The following is a 23,395-nucleotide window of genomic DNA, read 5'->3' on the forward strand; positions in this document are numbered from 1 at the left end:
CTATCAAAACAACGGAGCTCATTTATATTCATTTCTAATCATTTTGGATCGTTTCAAAGATATGTTTTACTTTCGGGATCACATAACCACTGCCACCCCTTCCTTTGACATCCTCAACCATCATCGTTAGCAATAACGGAGAATCCTCCTCTGTCGTAAAACCGATGAACCAGCCATTCTCTGACCCGCTTTCATCACCTTTACTTGCTTTAATTTCTGCAGTACCAGATTTACCGCCGATTGTCATACCAGGGATACGGGCACGATACCCTGTCCCATCTGGATCTTGCACAACTTGAATTAAACTTTCCTTTATAAGCTCGGCTATACCGGCTTCAATCAGACTCTTTTTCCAAACAGTACGTTCTTCTGACTCAAGCAAATGTGGATATAATAAGTCACCTTGGTTTAAATAAGGTGTATAGGTTAGAGCAAGATGAAGTGGGCTCATCATGATTTCCCCTTGGCCATATGCTGAATCTGCAAGCTGTACTTCACGATCAATCCCATTATTAGAAAGGGTTGATGGCGCAATTGGAAATGGAATTGGCAGCTTTTCATCGAAACCAAATTTATATACTTCATTTGAAAATGAATCTATTCCCATTTCAAGTGCTTCTTGAGCAAAGTAAATATTGTCGGAATAAACAATTGCATCACGCAACGTTACTAATTTTTTATCGTGAACACGTGTAACATAATAGTCACCCCATGAATCATCCTTCTTCCAATGCTTACCTACAATTTTTCGAACTTCTTCCTGACTTGTAACACCAGTCTTTAATCCTACTGCAGCTGTAGTCGTCTTAAAGACAGACCCGGGAGAATAACGATTCGTAAAACGATTCAGAAATGGTTTGTTGGGATCTTCACTCCATTGCTTCCATTGCTCATCTGACAAACCTCTAACAAAAGTGTTCGGATCAAATGAAGGCGTACTGACTAAGGATAATATGGCACCTGTTTTAGGATCCAGTGCTACAGCCGCACCCGCGTCTTCCTTCAACTGTTCAAAAATTTCAAACTGCAGGGCTGCATCAATTGTTAATTCAATATTCTCTCCAGGGATTGCCTCTTCTTTAGCAAGAGTTTCTTTAAAACTTCCATCCGAACGCTTGATATAGATATGTCCTCCGTCTTTTCCTCTCAATCTATCTTCAAAAACTTTTTCCAGTCCACTATTCCCAACAACGTCTCCTGAAGCATATCCTTCTTGTTCTAATTCGCTTAGTTGATCAGCGGTAATTTCCCGAACATATCCAGTTATGTGGGCCGCTGATTCTCCAAATGGATATGTGCGAACTGTCTTTTCTTGTATTTTCACCCCGGGAATTTCTAAAAATGCATCCAGATTTGTTTCTCCCATCGGCAGCGTAACTAGTGGCACAAATACATCAGGCTCAACCCATTCTGCCTCTAGCTTGTGCTCTATCTCATCAATCGAAATCCCTAACAGCTTAGCTATTTTTGCCTTGGATGTTTTAGGTTCATCACCAAGTTTACTTGGAACAATACCGATCACATCAGCATGGTCATTGATAGCCACGCCGCTGCCATTACGATCGCGAATTTCCCCTCTAGAAGCCTTTAGCGTTTGAACTCCCACTTTATCGCCATCTTCGAGTGAGGGAAAAATAAGAGATGGATTCCAATCAACAAACCATTCTTGCTCAGAATCCCCTTTTTCTTTAATTAAAGTCGCTTGATGTGTAAATTCAATAGGTCCAACGAATGTTTCCATTTTTACCTTATAATCATAGCTGACAGAGGATTTATCTTGCTGCTTTTTGGTGTTGTTTGAATCAACTTTTGTATCAACTTGCAACTTGTTCATTTCCATTCCTTCGTAAATATTTTCATACCTTTCCACAAATTCCTTCTGGCTGATTTCTGCTTTTGCTTCCTTAGAAAGACTTTGATACATTGCTGCAAAATTCATCTCCTGCCAATTGGAAAGATAGGCATTAAAAATTTCTTCTGGTGTTTCCTTATTGGAACAGCCTGTCACAAAGATGATGATTGTAAAAATCATCGTCAATCCCAGCCAGAAATGTTTCAACTTTTTCAATCCCTTCCATAACTCTTTGTTAAAAAGGTTATTTAAGCGCATCTACTGTAATTTCAGTTGCTTGCTTTATCAAATCATCATTATATTCTGCGTCTTCTGTATCACGGTTTGAAAGAATTGCGATGACAATGGGTTCTCGATCAGGCGGCCATACAATCCCAATATCATTTCGAGTTCCATATCCTCCTGCGCCGCTTTTATCACCAACTGTCCAATCTTCAGGAACCCCAGCACGGATTAAAGAATCACCCGTAGTATTCGTTTTGAGCCATTCCAATAGCATATCTTGCTTAGACTCAGATAGTAACTGATCATCAAGTGCGAAAGCTTGCAGGCTAGTAGCAAGTGCCTTAGGAGTACTTGTATCACGAACATCTCCTGGTTTTGCTTCGTTTAAATTTGTCTCTGTCCGATCCGAATTTATAACGTTATCCCCTATTTCCCTCATTGCTTTCTCAAGACCATCAGGACCACCTAATTCATTAAATAATAAATTACCAGCAGTATTATCGCTGTAACGAATAGCCGCTTCACTTATTTCCAATAAGTTCATACCAGTATCAACATGTTTCTCAGTGATTGGTGAATATGTTACCAAGTCATCTTCCGTATAAGTAACCGTTTCGTTTAATTCTTCAAAGGAGTTCTGCTTTAGCACCGCTCCTGCAGCTAATGGTTTAAATGTAGATGTATAGGCAAACCGTTCATCGGCTTGATAATCAATAATTTTTCCTGAACCAGTGTCAAGCGCGTAAACACCGAGCTTCGCATCAAACTCCTTTTCTAATCGGGCGAAATCATTGTCTATTGTCTGATTGGTTTCTTCGTTATTGGATTGAGACGTTGACTCGCTTGAATCCGTTTCTTTTGCACACCCAATCAGTGCAACCATTGCCATTAAGCAAATTGCTAGCATGAATTTGCTCTTCCCCATGCTGTAAACCATACTGAATCTCTTCTTCAAAATAAACCCTCCTTAAAATTCAACTTGTAGACTACAAGTGTAATACAATACTACATTTGTAGTCATTCTGTTGTCAATTATTTTTTTAATCCATTTTTTTACATTGATAATGCTAATTTGGAATGTTAGAATCATAATATTACATTTGTAATATTAACTTGGAACAGAGTGCGCTGAATTGTTGATAAAGTCATTCTGGGTAATCCCCTTCTTAGCTAAGTGTTAAAGTTTACCTTATATGTTTTAGCCCTAATGCTTGATAACTTACTGGATACGTCAGAATTGAGGTCGAAAGCTATGTTCTTTACTAATTTTGTAATAAGTTTTATCCTATCTACTTTTACAATTACAGTAATTATGCTGATTAAAAAGATATTCCAAAAGCAGCTATCAGCAAAATGGCATTATAATCTATGGTTTTTGTTATTATTCGCGTTAGCTATTCCATTTTTACCGCAAAATCTCATTACGTTTGATAGTCATTTTATTTCACTGGATTCCATTCAAGGTAATGCTACTAATCACGGCACTGATCTTGGAGAAGCGGAAGCTGAAAGCAAAAATTGGATGAATGATTTTTCTGTATCCGTCAATCGCTCAAGCCCTGATTTCTTAAACATCATCTTCGCTTATTTATGGATTGCTGGAATACTATTCATGGGCATCTTAACCATAAAATCCTGGTATAAGCTAAAGACTATTAAAAGCACAACACAATCCATTAAAAATAAAGAACTTCTAACGCTATTTGAGCAATGTAAGCAGCATTTAAATATATCTAAGCCTTTTTTTCTTAGAGAATCTTCATTAATCAAATCTCCGATGGCTTTTGGTTTGTTTAAGTCCTATATTGTATTACCAACCAATTTAGATAAATGGCTCTCTACGGAAGATATAAAATACATTCTTCTGCACGAATTAAATCATTTTAAAAACAAAGATGTCTTGACCAATTACTTCGTTATCCTTTTCCAAATCTTTTACTGGTACCATCCACTAGTTTGGTATGCCTTTAAAGAAATGAGATTGGATCGTGAGATTGCATGTGATATTGCTGTGTTAAATTCAATGGGCGAACACTATTCCGTAAATTACGGAAATACAATCTTAAATTTTGCCGAGAAAACTTCACACTTAAAAAATCTGGCTTTGGCAAATCACTTAAATGGATCAAAGAAGCAAATTAAAAAACGTATTATCAAAATTGCTGCATTTACAAGAGAGTCTAAACTGCTGAAACTAAAAAGTGTACTCATTTTTCTAATGGCTGGGATAATCATATCGTGTCAGTTGCCATTTGTTTCCGCTATGACAAGCAACGATGATCAATACGAATTTAATCACCAGCGTGTGACTTACGAGGATCTTAGTGCATATTTTGAGGATTATGAAGGCAGTTTTGTATTATATGATGCACAGGCTGACAGATATAGTATCTATAATGAAAATCAAAGTACATTAAGAGTTCCTCCAAATTCAACTTACAAAATTTATAGTGCATTGTTTGGTTTGCAGGCAAATGCCATAACAAGTGAAAATTCTACCATCAAATGGGATGGCCAGGACTATCCTTTTGATTCTTGGAATAAAGATCATAATTTATCTACAGCCATGTCAAACTCAGTAAACTGGTATTTTAGTGAGTTAGATAAAACAATGTCACTTGATGATATCCAAGAGAATTTAAAAGGAATCCATTACGGAAATTACGACGTATCTGGTGGCAGAGAACAATTCTGGATAGAATCATCCTTAAAAATATCTCCAGTTGAACAGGTTCAATTATTAACAGCATTTTATTTCAATGAATTTGGGTTTGATGAGAAGAATGTGCAAGCTGTTAAAGATTCGCTGCGAATAGAGGAATTAGACGACTTCTATTTATCCGGGAAAACTGGTACTGGTACGGTCAATGGTAAAAATATTAATGGTTGGTTTATCGGTTACGTAGAAAAAGGAGAAAATATATACTTTTTTGCTACAAATATACAAAACGAAACGGATGCGTCTGGAAGTGCAGCTGCAGATATTACATCATCAATTTTAAACGATAAAGGCATCTATTAAGAATCAATTACGATTTCACCTTTAATCAAAATACTTTACAACAAATATGATCGGGAGGTTAGTAGCAGTGTCTAAACATATACCTAATATCTCAGAAGCAGAATGGGAAGTCATGAACGTGCTCTGGGAGAGAGCACCGCAGACAGCGAATGAAGTGATAGCCTCTTTACAGGCAAAAACGGACTGGAAACCGAAAACTGTACGTACGCTTCTTGATCGTCTTGCGCAAAAAGAAGTGGTCGGTATTAATAAAAATCAAAGAATCTATACTTTTTATCCGATTTATTCTCAGGAAGAATGTCAGCGAGCTGAAGCACATTCTTTTATTAAGCGAATCTATGGCGGAACGGTAAAATCGATGCTCGTTCAGTTCATGGAACAAGAATCTTTGTCTGAAGAGGATATTAAAGAATTGAGGACTATTTTGAATAAAAATCAAAAAAAATAATGTTAAAATAGCTTCATTCTGTGAGGTGTCCCTAACAGAATGAAGCGCAAAGTTAAAGAATTTACTCGGTTTCCTGTACAGTTTCCAGGACTTTAAATGTATCAAGCCCCTTCGAATAGTTCAACTTGTGCATAAGACTAGTATCAATCTCTTGTAATATACCCGAGCCCGTAGATATTAACTATTCTCGTTCACAAGTATCGACCTAATGACCTTTTATTTATAGTAATTATTGATAACGAAGTATATAGACCCGAGGAATTTTATACTAAATCAGTTTAATTGATAATCACCTTGAATAATTGATAATAGCGTCATCAATAAATTCAATCATGTCATTGGAAATATAAGAAGATAATACTTAGGGCTCATTTAGGCGGTTGCAGCAACAATCAAAATTGGCAATATACATAATGCCGTATGCTTAACTTGGAAGACACAGCTGGTACAAAAATGGCAATGGAACCCCTCTATTATAGGGTTTTCTCCATTAAATCTTACCTGTTTAAAGAGTAAGATTTGGTGGTTTACTAGCCTAAGTTAATTCTCTGTAAACGCTATATTTGTAACATATGTGGGCTTGCTAGCTTATCTAATCTATTTATTATTTTGCGTTCTATATCCTGTTCGATGAATAATTGCTCTGATGCAAATGGTTTTAACTGTTGATTATCACCTATCATTACAGTATGACCAGCATGCTGAAACATCGTTCTATCATTCGAATCATTACCAAATGCGATGTATTCCCTTTCTTTCACTCCCAACTGTTGCAAACCGCTCCATTTATCTATACCTTCAGGGCTAATATCGAAGATGCCCTCATCTCCATGGATGTGCACAACCACCTTCATTTTACTAAGTCGTTTCAATACTTCTTTTCTATCATCTGATGTAAGTATTAGTATCTTTATAATGGATGATAACTTATGTAATTCAACGTTCTTAGCTCGCTTTAGTGGATCCAGATTATTTAATATTGGATGGTCAGTTGGTCCAGTGTAAGCATAGTCCCATTCACTATCAATTAAATAAGTGATGTTAAATGCTTCTAGTAAGCGGCCCGTAGCTGCCAGTGTTTCTTCACTAAAACTTATGGTTGAAATGATTTTTCCGTTTGCTGCAACCATAGATCCATTCCCACCAACCATGGGGTAATGATGAAAACGCTCATGCAAGATAGGCAGTAGATCTCGTATTGGCCTGGCTGAAGCAAAAATAACTTCATGCCCTTTTGCTTTTAGATCTTCTATCGATGTGAGTAGATTTTCTGAGACAGGCTTGCCGTGAAAGCAGATTGTCCCATCTAAATCGAATACAAATTTCATTTTATCCCTTCTTTCTTCATTTATTGTCCATATTATCAGTTTATCTTATAATGAAAAGGACATATGTCCCAAAAAAGGAGATTTTCATGCGAAATATTCAAGATTCAGAGTTATTGGAGAAATATTTAGATGAATTTCAAATTAATAGAATGTTTCATCAATCAAAACAACTGCCATATCATATGCATCAATATCATTCAGGGGAAATTATACGCTTTGAAGGGATAGAAATGAATTCCCTATTATTCTTAGTCAATGGTAAAGCTAGAATAACATCAAGTATTGAAACCGGAAAAGCACTGCTATTACGTTTTATTTATCCCCTTTCTGTTATTGGTGATATTGAATTAATTCGAGATGTTCCTGTTCAGTCACAAGTTCAAGCTGTCGATGAATGTTTAGTGATCGGCGTTCCTTTTGATCACATCAAAAAATATGAAATAGACAACCCAAGACTTTTACATATGCTTTTAGAACATGTATGTTTTAAACTTCAAACATGTACAACAGCTTCTCGTGTAAATTTATTAGCATCTGTTGAAAACAAGTTTGCAAGTTATCTAATGTCTACGCTGTCTCCTGATGCGGATAACGAATTCGGGATCGAATTACAGACCTCGAGCGTTAAAGAAATAGCCAGTTTGCTAGGTACGACTTATCGACATCTCAACCGTGTAATATCTTCTTTAATCGAGCAAGGTATTATTGAAAGACAAAAAAACTCAATTCAAATATTAAACTGGAAGGAATTAGAAAAGGCAGCAAATGGAATTCGGTATAAATAAAGTATATAACACCTGAATGAATAATAAAGAATAAGATTTCTTCACGTACCTAGATTCACTTTGGATTATAAAGTAATAAAAAAGATAAGTCCTCCTAATAAAAACAGCCAAATCATTATGTTGCTTCTTCACCAGAAATTTCTGAAATCCTCCGTGACCACACGCATTTCTAAAAACAGATCTGTTTCATTGGTTTACGAAAAATTTATAATTTCTAGAATTTATCATTTCAAATGGCACACTTATTTTACTACTTAATAATATTTTTTTGATTCTTTATTGCAAATTTGTCTAGATAATAGAAAAAGCCGCCTTTTTTTAGACGACTTTGAAAAAATAAGTAACCGGCTTAAAATCCATAAGCTGCTTCTTTTTCTTTACGGATTTTAATATAGGTCTCTGCTAGTAAGAATGTATCTTCAATTAAGCGATCGATTCGAAATAACACATCATCACTCGTTATTTCGTTTCGATAAAAATCCTTCTCCTCTATAAATACATACTTTTGGACAATTTGAGCTTGCATGTATGCAAGTATTGGTTTTAATTGCTGTTCTGCAATTAAATAATGCTTGGAAGAACCTGCTGTAACAAGCAGACTGACTATTTTATCTTGAAATGCATTTATCGGCAGTAAATCAAATATATTCTTTAATGTAGCTGGGATTGATGCTTGAAAGATTGGCGTTCCAATTATGATAATATCTGCTTCCATGATTGTTTTTGCTACATACTTCGTATCCCCTGCATATTCTAAATAGTTACGTCCGTCACTAAACTGAATATCATAGTCAGCTAAATCAATCAGTGTCACATCCGTTACTGGAATTTTATCGTTTATTGATTTCACTGTGTAATTCATCGCTGTTTTTGTTTTCGTACCAACTTTTGATCCGGATAAAGCAACAATCTTCACTTTGCTTCCCTCCTATTTTCTTGCTGTATGCTTTTTAATTGCCGGTAAAATTTCTGTGCCAATCAATTCAATGTTTTTCTTTAACTTTTCAAATGGCACGCCACCGAAATCCATTTGGCCAATATAACGCTGGTGGCCAAACACTTCATGTTGATAAAGAATTTTCTCGATGATTTGTTGCGGGCTTCCAATATTCATAACGTCTCTTGGATCAGCCCCTTGAGCAAAATGCTGCTTTGGATAGCCTCGTCCATTCGTTAGCTTCATTCCTTCATTTATATAAGGATAATATTCTCTCTGAGCCTGCCCAGTTGTTTCGGCAGCATAGAAGAATCCTGCTGTTGATATCGGAAGCTCTGCTGGATCAAACCCGCTTTGACTCGCAGCTTCACGGAATGCATCAATCGATCGTTTGAAGCTTGTCGCTGGTCCACCTAGCATAGCCAGGAACATCGGGACCCCTGCATATCCTGCCTTAATAGCACTGGCAGGTGCACCGCCTACTGCACGCCAAATCGGCAGGGAGCCGTCTTTCGGACGTGGAATTACCTTTGCGTTGTTTAGTGGAGCACGGAATTGTCCGCTCCAATTGATAACCTCATTTTTATTGATTTCAAGTAATAGTTCAAACTTTTCTTCATACAATTCTTCATAATCACGAAGATCATATCCTAATAAATCAAAAAGTCCTATTCTAGAAGCACGCCCTGCTATAATTTCTGCTCGTCCTTTTGAAATTAAATCAATCGTTGCAAAATCTTCATAAACACGAACTGGATCCAATGTGCTAATAATTGTAGAGGAACTAGCAATCTTGATCTTACTCGTCGCCTGCGCAATGGCCGCTAGTACAACTGAATGTGCCTGTGTTGTGAAATAATCCTGATGGCTTTCACCTACACTGAAAAAGTCAATACCTGCTTGTTCAGCAAGTTTCGCTAATTCAATAATTTCATGAATTCGCTGTTCTGCTGAGATTCGTTTTCCTGTATGTGGATCTGAAATATGATCGCCTAATGTGTATAGTCCAAACTCCAATCCTTTACTTGTATCGATACGGTAATTTTCCATACATACTTCAACCTTTCACTTCTAATGTCCTAATGCCTTCTAACAAAGAAGAATCTTCTTCCATCACATTCTATATAATGTTATTATGTCTTATATAACGAAAAATTGTAAGTACGCACTTTAATGGTACATAGTATACTAAAAGATACTTAGGAGGATTACATGGAAAAGAAACCAGAACTTTGTCGTGTTGAAGACGCTTTAGGAATATTGGTTGGGAAGTGGAAACCAATTATTTTGTTAAATCTTTTACAAGAAGGAACCAAACGATTTAGCGAATTAAAGCGAAGTATGCCAGGAATCACACAAAAGATGTTAACGAATCAACTGCGGGAATTAGAGGCTGAGGATATTGTGATGCGTAAAGTTTATCCGCAAGTACCTCCAAAAGTGGAGTATTCCATTACAGAATATGGAAAAAGTTTAGAACCAATTTTAGAAGCAATGCATGAATGGGGAGTGAAACACACATTGCATAAAATGGAGAAAGAAAATCGAGAGAATATACAGTAATAAAGAATTGGTGTTTTCACATAAGATACCTCCAACAAGTGGAGATGTCTTATGTGGCAACCTTTTTCTTCGTTGTTTTTTTTCGTTTTGCTTGTTTTGGCTTTGGTTTGTCTTTTTTCGCTCTATCCAATGATGCTTGGAGTGCATCCATTAAGTTCGTAACATTATCTGGTACGGCTTTTTCCTTACCAGTAGCAGTCTGTTCATTGTTTTTCTTTTCTTCAATTAATTCCATTAAAGCTGTACGATAATCATCTGTATACTTCTCAGGTTCAAAGTCGTTCGTTAACTGATCGATCAACATTTTAGCCGTGTCTAATTCTTTCTTTACGATTTCAACCTCTTCTGGGATGTTCGGAACATCCTGAACGCTTCTTACCTCATCTGGATAATGAATGGTCTCTACAACGAGTACATTTTCGTAAACCCGGATAATTGCAAGCTGTTCCTTTGCTCGAATGATCATTTTGGCAATCCCGATTTTCCCCGTATCACTCAGCGCGCTACGCAATAATCCATATGCTTTACCCCCTCCTTCATTTGGAGATAAATAATAACTCTTTTCAAAATAAATCGGATCAATATCCTCTAATTGGACAAAGTCAAGAATTTCAACAGCTTTGTCCTCTTGTTCTTTCTTTAAGGACTCTAGCTCTTCCTCATCTAAGATAACAAATTTATTTTTGGCATATTCATATGCTTTTACAATGTCTTCGTTTTTAACCTCTTTTTCACAGATGGGACACACTTTTTCATATTTTACTGGGGATTTGCATTCCTTATGCAGCTGTCTTAGTTTAATATCTTTATTTTCGGTAGCAGCGTGCATCTTTACGGGAATATTAACCAAGCCAAAGCTGATAGTTCCTTTCCACATCGTATGCATCGTAACAACCTCCTTTTTTCTTTAGTTTGCTGTTACTTTAAAATTCTATTCGATGGATTAATTTTCTCGAAATATGCCACTTTATGAATATGGAGGTGCTTCCAATGGATATTATGAAGCCTAGAATATCTTCTGAAATTCCACTTGGTGAAGATTGGATTTATGAGATGAAATATGATGGATTTAGATGCGTGTTTACATGGAGTGCGGATGGGACAATTACATTAGTGAGTAGAAATAATACAGATTTAACATTAAATTTCCCAGAGATAACTTCGTTTTGTAAGAAATTTTATCCAAGTATCAAATCTTCTTTACCCTTAACATTTGATGGAGAACTTGTTATCTGCAATACTGACTACCAAAGCAATTTTTCCCTGCTCCAAAAGAGAGGACGATTAAAGAATCAAGAAACTATCCAAAGTGCCGCACGTGTTCGGCCAGCTACATTTATTGTGTTTGATTTGCTGGTGTTAAGAGGGAACTCATATAAAGCCCAAAAACTTTACGTAAGAAAAAAAGCTCTTGAAGCTATATTCCGTAAACTGACTGGATCGCGTATACGACTGATCGAATCATTCCGTAGCGACGAGCTAATTACCACAATTATGTTTGATCAAAAAGCAGAGGGTATTGTTGCGAAAAGGAGAACAAGCACTTATCAAATTGGAAAGCGACATCATGATTGGTACAAAATTAAAAATTGGAGGGAAATTCAAGGATTTTTAACAGCATATGATATGAGCAACGATTATTTTGATATTGGTGTTTTTCATCATGAACAAATACGAACGATTGGTAAATGTAAGCATGGACTTGACGGAGAATCGTTTCAAACGGTAAAGCAATTATTTATGGCAAATGGGAAAAAACAAGGAAAACGTTATCTATTGCCTCCAGTCATTTGTGCTTCTATCCATACACTTGATTTATATAAAGAAGAGTTACGGGAACCTGAATTTGCTGATCTATTACCACAACGCAAACCGGAAGAATGTACGTTCGCAAACCTGGAGCTAGATTTAGCAATGTTTCCTAAGACAATTGATTTAACTAACACGAAAAAAATGCTATGGCCAACTGCTAATTTTTCAAAGGGGGATCTTCTTTTGTTCATGCGGGAAATTTCTCCATACATGCTCCCCTTTCTTCAAAACCGGGAACTAACGGTTATTCGGTGTCCGGATGGTATCGAGAAAGAACATTTTTTTCAGAAGCATTTACCGGACTATGCCCCTGATTTTATCACTTCTGTACCTTCTGGAGATGAACGGACATTTGTTTGCGATCGTTTAGATGCATTGATCTGGTTTGCGAATCACGGCGCAGTGGAATATCATATCCCTTTTCAGCATGTCAGGAGCGCTGTACCAGCAGAAATCGCTTTTGATCTAGACCCACCTGACAGAGAACATTTTCATTTAGCTATTCGTGCAGCCAAACTTATAAAATCTTTATTAGATGATCTAGATCTTATCTCCTTTGTTAAAACATCTGGAAACAAGGGTTTACAGATTCATATTCCATTAAGACCCGGAAGTATGACGTACGAAGAAACCGCAACCTTCACGAAGGCAATCGCCGTTACAATTGAGAATACGTATCCTAAATACTTTACAACAGAGCGAATGAAGAAAAAAAGAAAAGGACGTTTATATATTGATTATGTTCAACATGGCAAAGATAAAACGTTGATTGCACCATATTCCCCTAGGATGACAACAGAAGGGACCGTCGCTACTCCGCTGTTTTGGGAAGAAGTTAACGAAGAACTTTATCCAACCTTATTTACAATTGACAATGTTATGGAGCGAGTGCAACAGTTAGGTTGTCCATTTGATAATTATTTTGAAACGGCCATGATACAGAAGCTGTATAAAGTCTTAAATTTAGTGAGAGATTAGGAACTCACTTCATAAATTCCAATTGTATATAATTATGTATCTTACTCAAAATAAGGCTGAAAACTATCTATTTGGCAACTATATTAAAGGAGATTACATCAAAATGAACGATAAGGATATTGTTAAGGAATTAAATGCGTATTTACAAGGAGAGTATATGGGCATCCACGCATATGAGCATTACATTAAACATACCAATGACCCAAAACTTAAAAATGAACTGCAGCGTATTCAGCAAGAGCATAAACAGCATGCTGCAAAGACTGCCGAACAAATCCAAAATCTGGGTGGTAAGGCCGTAGAAGATAACGGAATGAAGTTATCTGTGCAAGAATTGATGTTGCGTATGAAAGATTACCCTGACTATAATGAAGGTATTATTAAAGGTGTACTTAAAGGACAAGAAATGGGTATTCACCAGGTGGAGGAAATTATCCGAGGAGATATGGACTCGAAAAGTCTCGAAATTGTTAAGCATAATTTAGATGAAGACAGAGCCCATATAAAACAATTAAACCAATTAATGATGGATGAATAGCGTAAACAGAAAAAATCGACCCTTTATTGGAGAGGGGCCGATTTTTTCATGTTAGGAAATTTGCAAGTCATTGATGGAGCGATAAATACGATGTACGTGTTGTTCTCCAGCTTCTTCCCACCTACTTTTATCTATTATGTTTCCATCCTTATCAATCGGATTTTGAAACTGATTGAACCCGGTAGTCGTTAATAATGAACTTTCGTCCCAATCTAGTCCTGTATTGACAACATGTTTGATAACATATGGTTGTCCAAATTCAATATATGCACTGGGACGATCTAATTCACCTTTCAAGACATTAAAGGGAATTCTGATGTAAATTGTTTCACCTGCTTCTCGACATAACGCCATATCAAACTTTCCATGATCATAGTCAAAATTACTGCAAAAGGTAAATCCATTCGTTTTAAATATTTTATGTACATCACCAAAGTATGCTTTCATTCCTTCAATTTCGGTTTGTAATTTAAGCATTTTAATTCACTCCTTTGGTGACTAGTATTCACTTTTTCATAATTAAGATACCTACAGATGGACAATTTTCTAGCAAGTAACCGGTCATATCATAATTAAAGGGCAACCATTATATTGGTTACCCTTTAAAATTAAACTTTTGGGACAAATGTTTTGCAATCTGTTTCCTCGCTATTTGAAGCTTCTTTTCCTTTACGATTAACAATATAAATCGCATTGGCATGACATCTGTTCCCAGGTCCCCAGTACGTACAGCTATTTACTTCACACAATACATCCTTAGCCATCAAAACCCACCTCCCTTATTTGTTATCATGAACAAATTCGAGTTATTCATGCTATTATCGCATATGGAAAAAACTAACGCTTCATAACACGAGATTTGTGTCATGAAGCGTTAAACATTAGCTTTCACATTGCTTTTTTGCCTTTATAATAATGATTGAAGGCCTGCAGCTTGCATGTTAATTTTTTGTCTTTTTTTGATTTTTCAAACGTTTAAACACATTAACATCACTTTCTTTATATTTCAACTTGATGATTAAGTAATCTTCAATTTCATGTAATAATTGGAATAAATTTGCCCTAGCTTCAAAATCCTCTCTGGTCTTAGGGAGTTCTTCCTCATTAATTTGGGATCGTAGTTCTTTTAATTGATCAAGATAAATAATTGCAGTATTTCCTGGATGAACATTTTTGGAAAGCCCTTCAAAAAATTCAGCAATTTTTTCACCAATTGGGTCAGCATCTGGTAGTCTCGACACAAGCGGAAGCATTTTTTTCAATAACTCAAATTGCCTAGTTCGCATTCGGAAATAATCTCGATATGGATGTTTATTTCGTAGTAAATGATTTTCTCTATCACGTTCTACTAGCGTATTCGCTTCTAGTAAAATATCCTCTGATTCCGCAAGTTCGTCTCCTTTCCAAGTCGTATGCTTATATCGAATGTACTGAGAGTATTCATATAAAATAATCGTGAAATTCTGTTCCAATTTTTGTTGTTTTTCTTTTAACGGTTTATCCAGGCTCGGCATATACAAATTTAATAAGAGCCCAACGCCAATACCAACAACAATTAATAGAAATTGATCGAATAGAGATGCCAATGTTATGGAGGAAGCACTGTATAAGTTTAAAATAACAACCGAGCTCGTTGCTATACCAGGAGTTACCTTAAGAAAAACAGTTGTAGGTATGAAAACAATTAACATAATACCGAGGACAAGAGGATGATAAGCGATCCACTCGAAGAAAATGTAAGCATATAGTGTAGCAATGATACATGCTATAAACCTGTGCAAAGCGCTGTAGTAAGATCTCTTTCTAGAGGGCTGAATACACAAGATAGTTAGAATTCCAGCTGATACAAAGTTCGTCAAGCCTAATAGCTGAGCAATAGATATAGCTAAAGGTGTACCAATAGCTGTTTTAATCGTCCGATAGCCAATCTTCATTTTTCATACTCCTTGAAAAAATTAATCTGTTCAGCTGATTTCAAGTTATAAAAAAGAGACTGACTTACATGACAGTCTCTTTTTTATTCTAAAATCAATTAAAGTTCAGTACAATGCTCATCAAAAATTGTTTGTAATTTTGTAGTTACTTCCATAGGGCTATGACCCTCGATGTCATGACGTTCAATCATTGTTACAATCTTGCCATCCTTTAGTAAAGCAAATGAAGGTGAAGAAGGAGGATACCCTTCAAAGTATTCACGTGCTTTTTCAGTTGCTTCACGGTCTTGACCGGCGAAAACTGTTACAAGATTATCTGGACGTTTATCAAAATGAACTGAATGGGCAGCTGCCGGACGTGCAACTCCACCAGCACATCCACATGTTGAATTGATCATAACGAGTGTTGTTCCTTTTTCACTAAGTACAGCATCTACTTCCTCTGGAGTTTTTAACTCTTTATATCCTGCTTCGGTTATATCTTTTCGTGCAGCATCAACAACATCCTGCATGAATAAATTAAAATCCATTTAGCATCTCCATCCCTTTACGTTAATTTGTATAAGAGGTTATTCAAAAAGTCCGGTAAAAATGACACATCGAATTTCTTCGTTGGCTTGCTTTTTCGTTCCTCACGTATTAATTGCATACGCTCCGCTACTCAAAGCTAAGCCGCCTCGAACTTCTCGGTCCTTTTTATCCTCCTTTTTCAACACTCACTATAAGTATTCTTCTTTAGCTTATCAAGTCTAGGCCTATTTTTCAATTTATAAATCTGAAGAAAGTATAAAGCATTAATACAAATTGATCGTATGCTCATTCATACTCTCAAGTATTTCTTTTACCCTTGATAAAAATCTGCCGCATACAAGACCATCTAAGATACGGTGATCCAACGATAGGGAGAGATTTACAATATCACGTGCTGCAAACATGTCATTAATAATTACTGGGCGTTTAACGATTGATTCTACCTGTAAGATTGCAGCCTGTGGATAGTTAATAACCCCCATTGAGGAAATTGATCCAAATGAACCCGTATTATTAACAGTAAACGTTCCACCTTGCATATCCTGTGCAGTTAATTTGCCGTTTCGTGCTTTCATTGCAAGTTCATGGACATCTCGAGCAATTGCTTTAACTGTTTTTTCGTCTGCATGCTTAATAACTGGAACAAAAAGCTCGTTCTCTTTTGCCACAGCAATCGAAAGGTGAATATCCTTTTTCTGAATAATCTTATCGCCTGCCCACATGCTATTTAATTGAGGGTATTCTTTCAAGGCTTGTGCAACTGCTTTTACGAAAAAGGAAAAATAAGTTAAACTAAATCCTTCATCTTTTTTAAAAGCATTCTTGACTTTATTCCGATATGTTACAAGATCACTTACATCAACTTCAACAGTCATCCAAGCATGAGGGATTTCCTGTTTTGATTTGACCATATTTTCAGCTATTACTTTACGAACACCTTTGACAGGAATTTCAATATCACCGGCTTTCGTTTCTACAAATATGTCATTTTTTGTTTCATCTCTCGTGCTAGACGAACCTTGAATCGTTTCTTTCATTTCACCTGCAGTTATATCTGATGGAATTTCACCAGAAGCAATTATTTTTTCGATGTCTTTTCTTGTAATTCTTCCTCCACGACCTGAACCTGTTACGTGTTCTAAATTAATATCGTTTTCTTGTGCTAATCGAAGCACTGCAGGAGAATAGCGTTTTTTCATCGAATCATCTACATCTGTTGGTTTGGAAGGCTCTGCTTCTGCTAGTTTGCTTTCAGTAGATTCGGTACGATTACTCGGTTCCTCTGTATCGATATAGCAAATTAACTCACCGACAGCAACCGTATCACCCTCGTCTGCAGTAAGCTCTTTGATTATCCCTGTATAGGAGGATGGAACCTCTGCATTTACTTTATCTGTCATTACTTCAGCAATTGGGTCATATTTAGTTACTTGATCTCCAACTTTAACGAGCCATGTACTAATTGTTCCTTCCGTTACACTTTCGCCGAGCTGGGGCATTGTAATTTTTTCAGTAGCCACTTGCTTCTCCCTCCTTCGTAATTAATATTCTGCTAAATCGCGCATTGCCTTTTCTACTTTATCCGGATTCATCATAAAATACTTTTCCATGGTCGGTGCATATGGCATAGCAGGGACATCAGGTCCTGCTAATCGATTAATTGGTGCATCTAAATCAAAAAGACAATGTTCAGCAATAATTGCTGCAACCTCACCAATGATACTACCTTCCTTATTGTCCTCTGTTATAAGTAAAACCTTACCAGTTTTCTTTGCTGCTTCAATAATTGCTTCCTGATCAAGCGGATAGACCGTTCGTAAGTCCAGAATATGCGCATTGATTCCATCTTCTGCTAGCTTTTCGGCAGCCTGTAATGCAAAATGCACGCATAAACCATAGGTAATGACTGTAATATCTTCTCCTTCACGCTTTACATCCGCTTTGCCAATCGGAAGCACATAGTCATCTTCAGGAACTTCACCCTTTAGTAAACGATATGCTCGTTTATGTTCAAAAAATAGAACAGGATCGTTATCGCGAATAGCCGCTTTTAAAAGTCCTTTCACATCATAAGGAGTGGAAGGCATTACTATTTTAAGTCCTGGCTGATTCGCAAATATAGCTTCAACCGATTGCGAGTGATAGAGCGCTCCGTGGACACCTCCGCCGTAGGGAGCACGAATTGTCATTGGTACACTCCAGTCATTATTTGATCGATAGCGCATCTTTGCTGCTTCAGAAATAATTTGGTTTACAGCAGGCATAATAAAATCAGCGAATTGCATTTCTGCAACAGGTCGCATTCCATACATGGCCGCTCCAATCCCAACACCTGCAATAGCTGATTCTGCTAAAGGAGTATCTAAAACGCGAGCTTCACCGAATGTTTCATACAAACCGTCAGTTGCTCGAAAGACGCCTCCTTTTTTGCCGACATCCTCACCTAGAATAAAAACCTTCTCATCGCGCTGCATTTCTTCTCTTAATGCAGTTGTCACTGCCTGAATATAAGACATTACTGGCATATTTGGTTCCCCTCCCTACTACTTTTCTTCATAAACATATTTAAGTGTATCTTCTGCTTCTGCGTAAGCCGCATTTTCAGCAAAATCAGTAGCTTCATTTATGATTTTTGTGATCTCATCATTCAAACGTTGTTCAACCGAGTCTGTCAGTATCTCATTTTCTTTTAAGTAGCTTGCAAACGTAATAACAGAATCATTTTTCTTAGCCTCTTCCACTTCGCCTTTCTCACGATACGTGCGATCATCATCATCACTTGAATGTGCAGTTAGACGATAGCAGACAGCTTCAATTAATGAAGGACCTTCACCACGAGTTGCTCGATTTCGAGCTTCTTTTACCGCTTGATATACAGCTAATGGATCATTGCCATCAATGGTTACTCCAGGCATCCCATAGCCTTGTGCACGATCTGCAATATTATTACTTGCAACCTGGCGATCATATGGAATGGAAATGGCATATTTATTATTTTCGACCATGGTTATGACCGGTAATTTATGCACACCAGCAAAGTTCAATCCTTCATGGAAATCACCTTGGTTGGAGGAACCTTCTCCTAATGTAACGAAGCTGACAACATCTTTCTTTTCCATTTTTGCGGCAAGAGCGACTCCCACGGCATGTGGTACTTGTGTTGTAACTGGTGAAGAACCAGATAAAATCCGATTTTTCTTTTGACCAAAATGCCCTGGCATTTGTCTTCCGCCAGAGTTAGGGTCATCTGCTTTAGCAAATGCAGATAACATTAACTCCTTTGCAGTCATTCCAAATGCAAGGACAACACCCATGTCTCGATAATATGGTGCAATATAGTCTTCTTTCCTATTTAAAGCAAAAGCTGCGCCCACCTGTGCTGCTTCCTGTCCTTGGCAAGAAATAACAAATGGTATCTTTCCTGATCGATTCAATAACCACATGCGTTCATCAAGCTTTCTAGCTAAAAGCATCGTTTTATACATCTCTAAAACCTGTTCATCCGTTAAACCTAGTTCCTGATGTCGTTTTTTTGTCATACTTTTCCCTCCCTATTTTTTCCGAAATTTAATAAGTCACTTGCTTATTGAGCAAGAATTTGAATAGCTGTTACCCATGAATCTGTTCACCTTCTACAGCAAGTGCTGCTTCGCCAATAATCTCTGATAATGCTGGGTGAGGATGAATCGATTGTGATAATTCCCATGGTGTTGCATCTAGTACTTTAGCAAGACCGGCCTCAGATATTAAATCTGTAACATGGGGGCCAATCATATGAATTCCTAAAATATCATTTGTCTTTTTATCTGCAATAATTTTCACAAAACCGTCTGATTCTCCGAATACTAATGCCTTTCCTATTGCTTTAAAAGGAAATTTACCAACTTTAATATCATACCCTTTTTCTTTTGCTGCTTTTTCAGTTAAACCAACACTTGCAATTTCCGGGCTGGAATAGATACACGTCGGAACATTTTCGTAGTTAATTGGGTATGTTTCTTTTCCTGCCATATGCTCAATAGCGACAATTCCTTCACGGGAAGCAACATGTGCGAGTTGCATACCTCCAATAACATCGCCGATAGCATAAATATGCGATTCTTTTGTTTGGAAATAATCGTTCGTTTGAATATAGCCATTACTGAGAACAATATCTGTGTTTTCAATTCCTATGTTTACTGTATTGGCTTCCCTGCCAACTGAGACAAGCATCCTTTCAGCTTGGAGTGACTGTTTTTTATTATCTATTTCTACCTCAATGGAAATGCCTTGATCAGTATGTAAAGTCTCTGTTTGTATGTTTGCTCCTTTAATAAACGTAACCCCTTTTTTCTTAAGAAGTCGTTCAGCTTCTTTCGCAATTGCTTCGTCCTCTGTTGGCAGTATTTGATTCAGGTATTCAACAACTGTTACAGTTACGCCAAAATCTGTGAGCATGGACGCCCATTCAATTCCGATTACACCTGCGCCGACAATAAGAATTGAGTCTGGTAATTTTTCCATTTGCAGCGCCTCATCTGAACTCATTACGAAATGTCCATCTATTGGAAGTCCTGGTAAAGTCTTTGGCTTTGAACCTGTAGCAATTAACACATTTTTTGGAACGATCATTGTGTTTTCTTCACCATTCTCATGTTCAACAGAAATAGTACCTGGCATAGGTGAAAAAATACTTGGTCCAAGTATCCGCCCAAATCCATTAATTACATCGATTTTTCCTTTTTTCATTAAGCCTTGTACGCCTTGATGTAATGTGTTAATAATCGATTGCTTTCTTTCTTGTACTTTGCTAAAATTCAGAGCTATGCGTTCTGTTTCTACACCAAACAGACTTGCCTCACTTGTTTGTCTATATACTTCAGCGCTCCGCAATAATGCTTTGGATGGAATACAGCCCTGGTGAAGACATGTACCTCCAAGTTCACCCTTTTCAACAATCGCTACTTGCATCCCGAGCTGTGAAGCTCTTATTGCTGCAACATAGCCTCCTGTTCCACCACCTAAAACAACTAAATCATATTCTTTTGTCATCTTAAATTCACTCCTTTACTCGAGATTCGTATAGACCTTAAGCTGTTCTTCTCCTCGAAGCACACGTAACACACCTTCATTTAATGCCTGTAGTTCATTCTCGCCTGGGATTATAACCGTGTCTGCAATCCAATTGACTTGTTTGGTAATCGAACTGGTAAGACTTTCTCGATAAGCATGCTTTCCTGTGAAAATAATAGCATGAACATCACCACGCAAGACTGTACTCATTGCACCAATTTCTTTGGCAATCTGATATGCCATTGCTTCAAATACTTCTTTTGCTTTTATCTCACCTTGTTCAATTCTTTGTTCTACCTCACTTACATCATTTGTTTCAAGATGAGCCATCAGACCACCATGACCAACTATTTTTTTCTTCATTGCTTCATAGTTGTATGTTCCGGAAAAACAGAGTTCAACTAAGCCTCCAACTGGGGTGCTTCCTGCTCGATTCCAGGAAAATGGACCTTCTCCATCTAACCCATTGTTTACATCAATAACCATGCCCTTGCGATGTGCCCCTATTGTAATTCCTTCACCGATATGAGCAACAATCACATTGATATCCTCGTACTTCAAATCTAAGCTTGCAGCAGCTTTTCTTGCCGCTGCCTTATGATTCAATGCATGAAAAATACTTTTCCTTGGAATTTCGGGAATACCCGAGTATCGAGCAACAACATCAAGCTCGTCGACAACGACAGGGTCAACAATGTAGGCATCGATATTTAACCCCGATGCAATCTCAAATGCTATTATTCCCCCAAGATTTGATGGATGCTCACCGTTATAACCGGTTTTCAAGTCGTATAGCATGGCGGTATTTACTTGATACGTACCGCCTTCGATTGGTCTCAGTAATCCACCACGCCCACATACTGCATGAATTCTGGAAATATTAATTCCTACATACTTTAGCTGTTCAAGAATATCCTGCGTACGAAGTTTCGATTGTCCCATTACACGATAATGAGCTTCTAATTCTGCCTGCTGATGTACGATTGTTTTTTCTACGATGCATATTTCGTTATCGAAAACCCCTACTTTAGTTGACGTGGTTCCAGGATTTACAACTAATATTCGATACGTCTCTTGCAAAACCGGTCACCTCATTTAAAAACTTAGCGTTCGTTAATGGAATTCTTTAAAATATATTTTTTTCTAAGAATCCGTTATGTTGGATTACACTTCTTTTGCTAAATGATTAAAGCACTTATCTTCTACTTAATGTGTGATGTCCATTCCTTAAAAATTGACTTCTGGAATTTCGGAACGATTCGATTCTTTCTTCCGCCATACGATCAGCAGCCAAGTAGGTAGGAATATTATCACGCTTCGAAATTTCAAACACACGTTCAAGATTATCATAAATGGTTTCCACCTTTTTCATTGCACGTTCCGCATTAAAGCCCATTAATTCATCGGCTACATTAATTACGCCCCCGGCATTGATGACATAGTCTGGAGCATAGACAATCCCTTTTTCATGAATGAGGTCGCCATGTTCCGTGGATTTTAGTTGATTATTTGCAGAGCCTGCAATTACTTTCGCTTTTAATCTTGGAATCGTATTGTCATTGATTGTTGCTCCTAACGCACAAGGTGTGTAGATATCACATGCAACATCATAAATATCATTAGGATCTACAGCCTTAGCTCCAAAGGCCTCGACAGCCCGGTTTACTGCCTCTTTATTAATATCTGTTACAATAAGCTGTGCACCGTCTTTATGCAAATATTCACAGAGCGCATATGCAACATTTCCAATACCTTGAACTGCAATTGTTTTTCCTTCTAACGATTCATCGCCAAAGGCTTCTTTCGCTGATGCTTTAATTCCTTTATAGACACCATAAGCAGTAACAGGTGATGGGTTTCCTGAAGCCCCTGAATAGGATGAAGTTCCAGTTACAAAATCTGTTTCCAAATGAATGAGATCCATATCTTGTACAGTGGTTCCTACATCTTCAGCAGTTATATACCGTCCATTTAGTCCTTGTATATAGCGACCGAAGGCCCGGAACATTTCTGGATTTTTATCTGTTCGTGGATCACCGATAATAACCGTTTTTCCTCCTCCTAGATCAAGTCCCGCTGCAGCATTTTTATAGGTCATTCCTCTAGCCAGACGAAGAGCATCTTCAATCGCTTCATCTTCAGAATTATATTTCCACATTCTTGTTCCGCCCAATGCAGGGCCTAATGTCGTATCATGAATAGCAATAATAGCTTTCAAGCCTGAATTTTTATCTTGACAAAAAACCAATTGCTCATAATCGTATTCTTCTAAATAAGTAAAGATTTCCATATAAATTCCTCCTATATTACCTAATTAAGCACTAACTTCTTAATCGCATATATTATTCCATCAGTAGTATTTAGCAAAAACCATGCCAACTATAAAGCTA

The 23,395-nt window shown here is 37.2% G+C and carries 22 protein-coding genes; 6 read left to right on the forward strand and 16 right to left on the reverse strand.

Going from position 1 to position 23,395, the window contains the following annotated elements; all coding sequences use genetic code 11:
- Window positions 1-34: 34 nt before the first annotated feature.
- Window positions 35-2,068, reverse strand: coding sequence for a penicillin-binding transpeptidase domain-containing protein (locus tag NYE61_RS02275; RefSeq protein ID WP_339316745.1), 2,034 nt, complete (start codon window positions 2,066-2,068; stop codon window positions 35-37).
- A gap of 28 nt (window positions 2,069-2,096) precedes the next feature.
- Window positions 2,097-3,014 (reverse strand): class A beta-lactamase, encoded by a 918-nt coding sequence (gene bla / locus NYE61_RS02280; protein WP_303449307.1) that lies wholly within the window; start codon window positions 3,012-3,014, stop codon window positions 2,097-2,099.
- 315 nt (window positions 3,015-3,329) lie between these two features.
- Between bla and NYE61_RS02285 the strand changes: the two genes are divergently transcribed.
- Both NYE61_RS02285 and blaI read left to right on the forward strand, forming a co-directional pair.
- Complete coding sequence (locus tag NYE61_RS02285; protein WP_303449309.1) at window positions 3,330-5,099, forward strand: BlaR1 family beta-lactam sensor/signal transducer; 1,770 nt, start codon at window positions 3,330-3,332, stop codon at window positions 5,097-5,099.
- Between the two features lie 67 nt (window positions 5,100-5,166).
- Window positions 5,167-5,547 (forward strand): penicillinase repressor BlaI, encoded by a 381-nt coding sequence (blaI, locus tag NYE61_RS02290; protein WP_095306918.1) that lies wholly within the window; start codon window positions 5,167-5,169, stop codon window positions 5,545-5,547.
- 557 nt (window positions 5,548-6,104) lie between these two features.
- Here blaI and NYE61_RS02295 read toward each other — a convergent pair.
- Entirely contained in the window at window positions 6,105-6,875 is a 771-nt protein-coding gene (locus tag NYE61_RS02295) for an HAD family hydrolase (protein WP_303449271.1), read from the reverse strand.
- 86 nt (window positions 6,876-6,961) lie between these two features.
- Here NYE61_RS02295 and NYE61_RS02300 point away from each other — a divergent pair, with 86 nt between their 5' ends.
- Window positions 6,962-7,660, forward strand: a complete 699-nt coding sequence (locus tag NYE61_RS02300; protein ID WP_303449273.1) for a helix-turn-helix domain-containing protein — start codon at window positions 6,962-6,964, stop codon at window positions 7,658-7,660.
- Between the two features lie 349 nt (window positions 7,661-8,009).
- On the opposite strand, the gene NYE61_RS02305 is transcribed toward NYE61_RS02300, so the two are convergent.
- Both NYE61_RS02305 and NYE61_RS02310 read right to left on the reverse strand, forming a co-directional pair.
- Window positions 8,010-8,576, reverse strand: a complete 567-nt coding sequence (locus tag NYE61_RS02305) for an NADPH-dependent FMN reductase (protein WP_303449275.1) — start codon at window positions 8,574-8,576, stop codon at window positions 8,010-8,012.
- Window positions 8,577-8,588: 12 nt separating this feature from the next.
- Window positions 8,589-9,647: an LLM class flavin-dependent oxidoreductase gene (locus tag NYE61_RS02310; protein ID WP_118889625.1), complete on the reverse strand. Its 1,059-nt coding sequence runs from the start codon at window positions 9,645-9,647 to the stop codon at window positions 8,589-8,591.
- 162 nt (window positions 9,648-9,809) lie between these two features.
- On the opposite strand from NYE61_RS02310, the gene NYE61_RS02315 reads away from it, so the two are divergent.
- A complete protein-coding gene (locus NYE61_RS02315; RefSeq protein WP_095306924.1) occupies window positions 9,810-10,160 on the forward strand; it encodes a helix-turn-helix domain-containing protein in 351 nt (116 codons plus the stop codon).
- A 49-nt stretch (window positions 10,161-10,209) separates the two neighbouring features.
- Here the strand turns inward: NYE61_RS02315 and NYE61_RS02320 are convergent, their stop codons facing one another.
- Complete coding sequence (locus tag NYE61_RS02320; RefSeq protein WP_303449279.1) at window positions 10,210-11,046, reverse strand: Ku protein; 837 nt, start codon at window positions 11,044-11,046, stop codon at window positions 10,210-10,212.
- A gap of 104 nt (window positions 11,047-11,150) precedes the next feature.
- Here NYE61_RS02320 and NYE61_RS02325 point away from each other — a divergent pair, with 104 nt between their 5' ends.
- Together NYE61_RS02325 and NYE61_RS02330 are read left to right on the forward strand one after the other, a co-directional pair.
- Window positions 11,151-12,950, forward strand: a complete 1,800-nt coding sequence (locus NYE61_RS02325) for a DNA ligase D (RefSeq protein ID WP_118889627.1) — start codon at window positions 11,151-11,153, stop codon at window positions 12,948-12,950.
- Window positions 12,951-13,053: 103 nt separating this feature from the next.
- Entirely contained in the window at window positions 13,054-13,488 is a 435-nt protein-coding gene (locus NYE61_RS02330) for a DUF2383 domain-containing protein (protein WP_118889628.1), read from the forward strand.
- A 51-nt stretch (window positions 13,489-13,539) separates the two neighbouring features.
- Here the strand turns inward: NYE61_RS02330 and NYE61_RS02335 are convergent, their stop codons facing one another.
- From NYE61_RS02335 to bcd, 10 genes are all read right to left on the reverse strand, one after another.
- On the reverse strand, window positions 13,540-13,965 hold the full coding sequence (locus NYE61_RS02335; RefSeq protein WP_095306930.1) for a YugN family protein: 426 nt from the start codon (window positions 13,963-13,965) through the stop codon (window positions 13,540-13,542).
- A 131-nt stretch (window positions 13,966-14,096) separates the two neighbouring features.
- Window positions 14,097-14,252 carry a DUF1540 domain-containing protein gene (locus tag NYE61_RS02340; RefSeq protein WP_095306931.1) on the reverse strand — a complete coding sequence of 52 codons (156 nt, stop codon included), beginning with the start codon at window positions 14,250-14,252 and terminating at the stop codon, window positions 14,097-14,099.
- 177 nt (window positions 14,253-14,429) lie between these two features.
- The gene (locus NYE61_RS02345; protein ID WP_095306932.1) at window positions 14,430-15,422 is read right to left on the reverse strand and encodes an aromatic acid exporter family protein; all 993 of its coding nucleotides are present in this window, start codon (window positions 15,420-15,422) and stop codon (window positions 14,430-14,432) included.
- A gap of 98 nt (window positions 15,423-15,520) precedes the next feature.
- On the reverse strand, window positions 15,521-15,952 hold the full coding sequence (locus NYE61_RS02350) for a BrxA/BrxB family bacilliredoxin (RefSeq protein WP_095306933.1): 432 nt from the start codon (window positions 15,950-15,952) through the stop codon (window positions 15,521-15,523).
- Window positions 15,953-16,216: 264 nt separating this feature from the next.
- On the reverse strand, window positions 16,217-17,473 hold the full coding sequence (locus NYE61_RS02355; RefSeq protein ID WP_095306934.1) for a dihydrolipoamide acetyltransferase family protein: 1,257 nt from the start codon (window positions 17,471-17,473) through the stop codon (window positions 16,217-16,219).
- A gap of 21 nt (window positions 17,474-17,494) precedes the next feature.
- A complete protein-coding gene (locus NYE61_RS02360; protein WP_095306935.1) occupies window positions 17,495-18,478 on the reverse strand; it encodes an alpha-ketoacid dehydrogenase subunit beta in 984 nt (327 codons plus the stop codon).
- Window positions 18,479-18,496: 18 nt separating this feature from the next.
- Window positions 18,497-19,492 (reverse strand): thiamine pyrophosphate-dependent dehydrogenase E1 component subunit alpha, encoded by a 996-nt coding sequence (locus tag NYE61_RS02365; protein ID WP_303449286.1) that lies wholly within the window; start codon window positions 19,490-19,492, stop codon window positions 18,497-18,499.
- Between the two features lie 70 nt (window positions 19,493-19,562).
- Complete coding sequence (gene lpdA / locus NYE61_RS02370; RefSeq protein ID WP_118889631.1) at window positions 19,563-20,984, reverse strand: dihydrolipoyl dehydrogenase; 1,422 nt, start codon at window positions 20,982-20,984, stop codon at window positions 19,563-19,565.
- Window positions 20,985-20,999: 15 nt separating this feature from the next.
- A complete protein-coding gene (gene buk / locus NYE61_RS02375; RefSeq protein ID WP_303449288.1) occupies window positions 21,000-22,085 on the reverse strand; it encodes a butyrate kinase in 1,086 nt (361 codons plus the stop codon).
- Between the two features lie 115 nt (window positions 22,086-22,200).
- Complete coding sequence (bcd, locus tag NYE61_RS02380; protein ID WP_095306940.1) at window positions 22,201-23,295, reverse strand: branched-chain amino acid dehydrogenase; 1,095 nt, start codon at window positions 23,293-23,295, stop codon at window positions 22,201-22,203.
- Window positions 23,296-23,395 lie beyond the last annotated feature (100 nt).

Origin of the sequence: Oceanobacillus sp. FSL W7-1304 (assembly GCF_037969805.1) — a bacterium.
Lineage (GTDB): Bacteria > Bacillota > Bacilli > Bacillales > Amphibacillaceae > Oceanobacillus > Oceanobacillus profundus.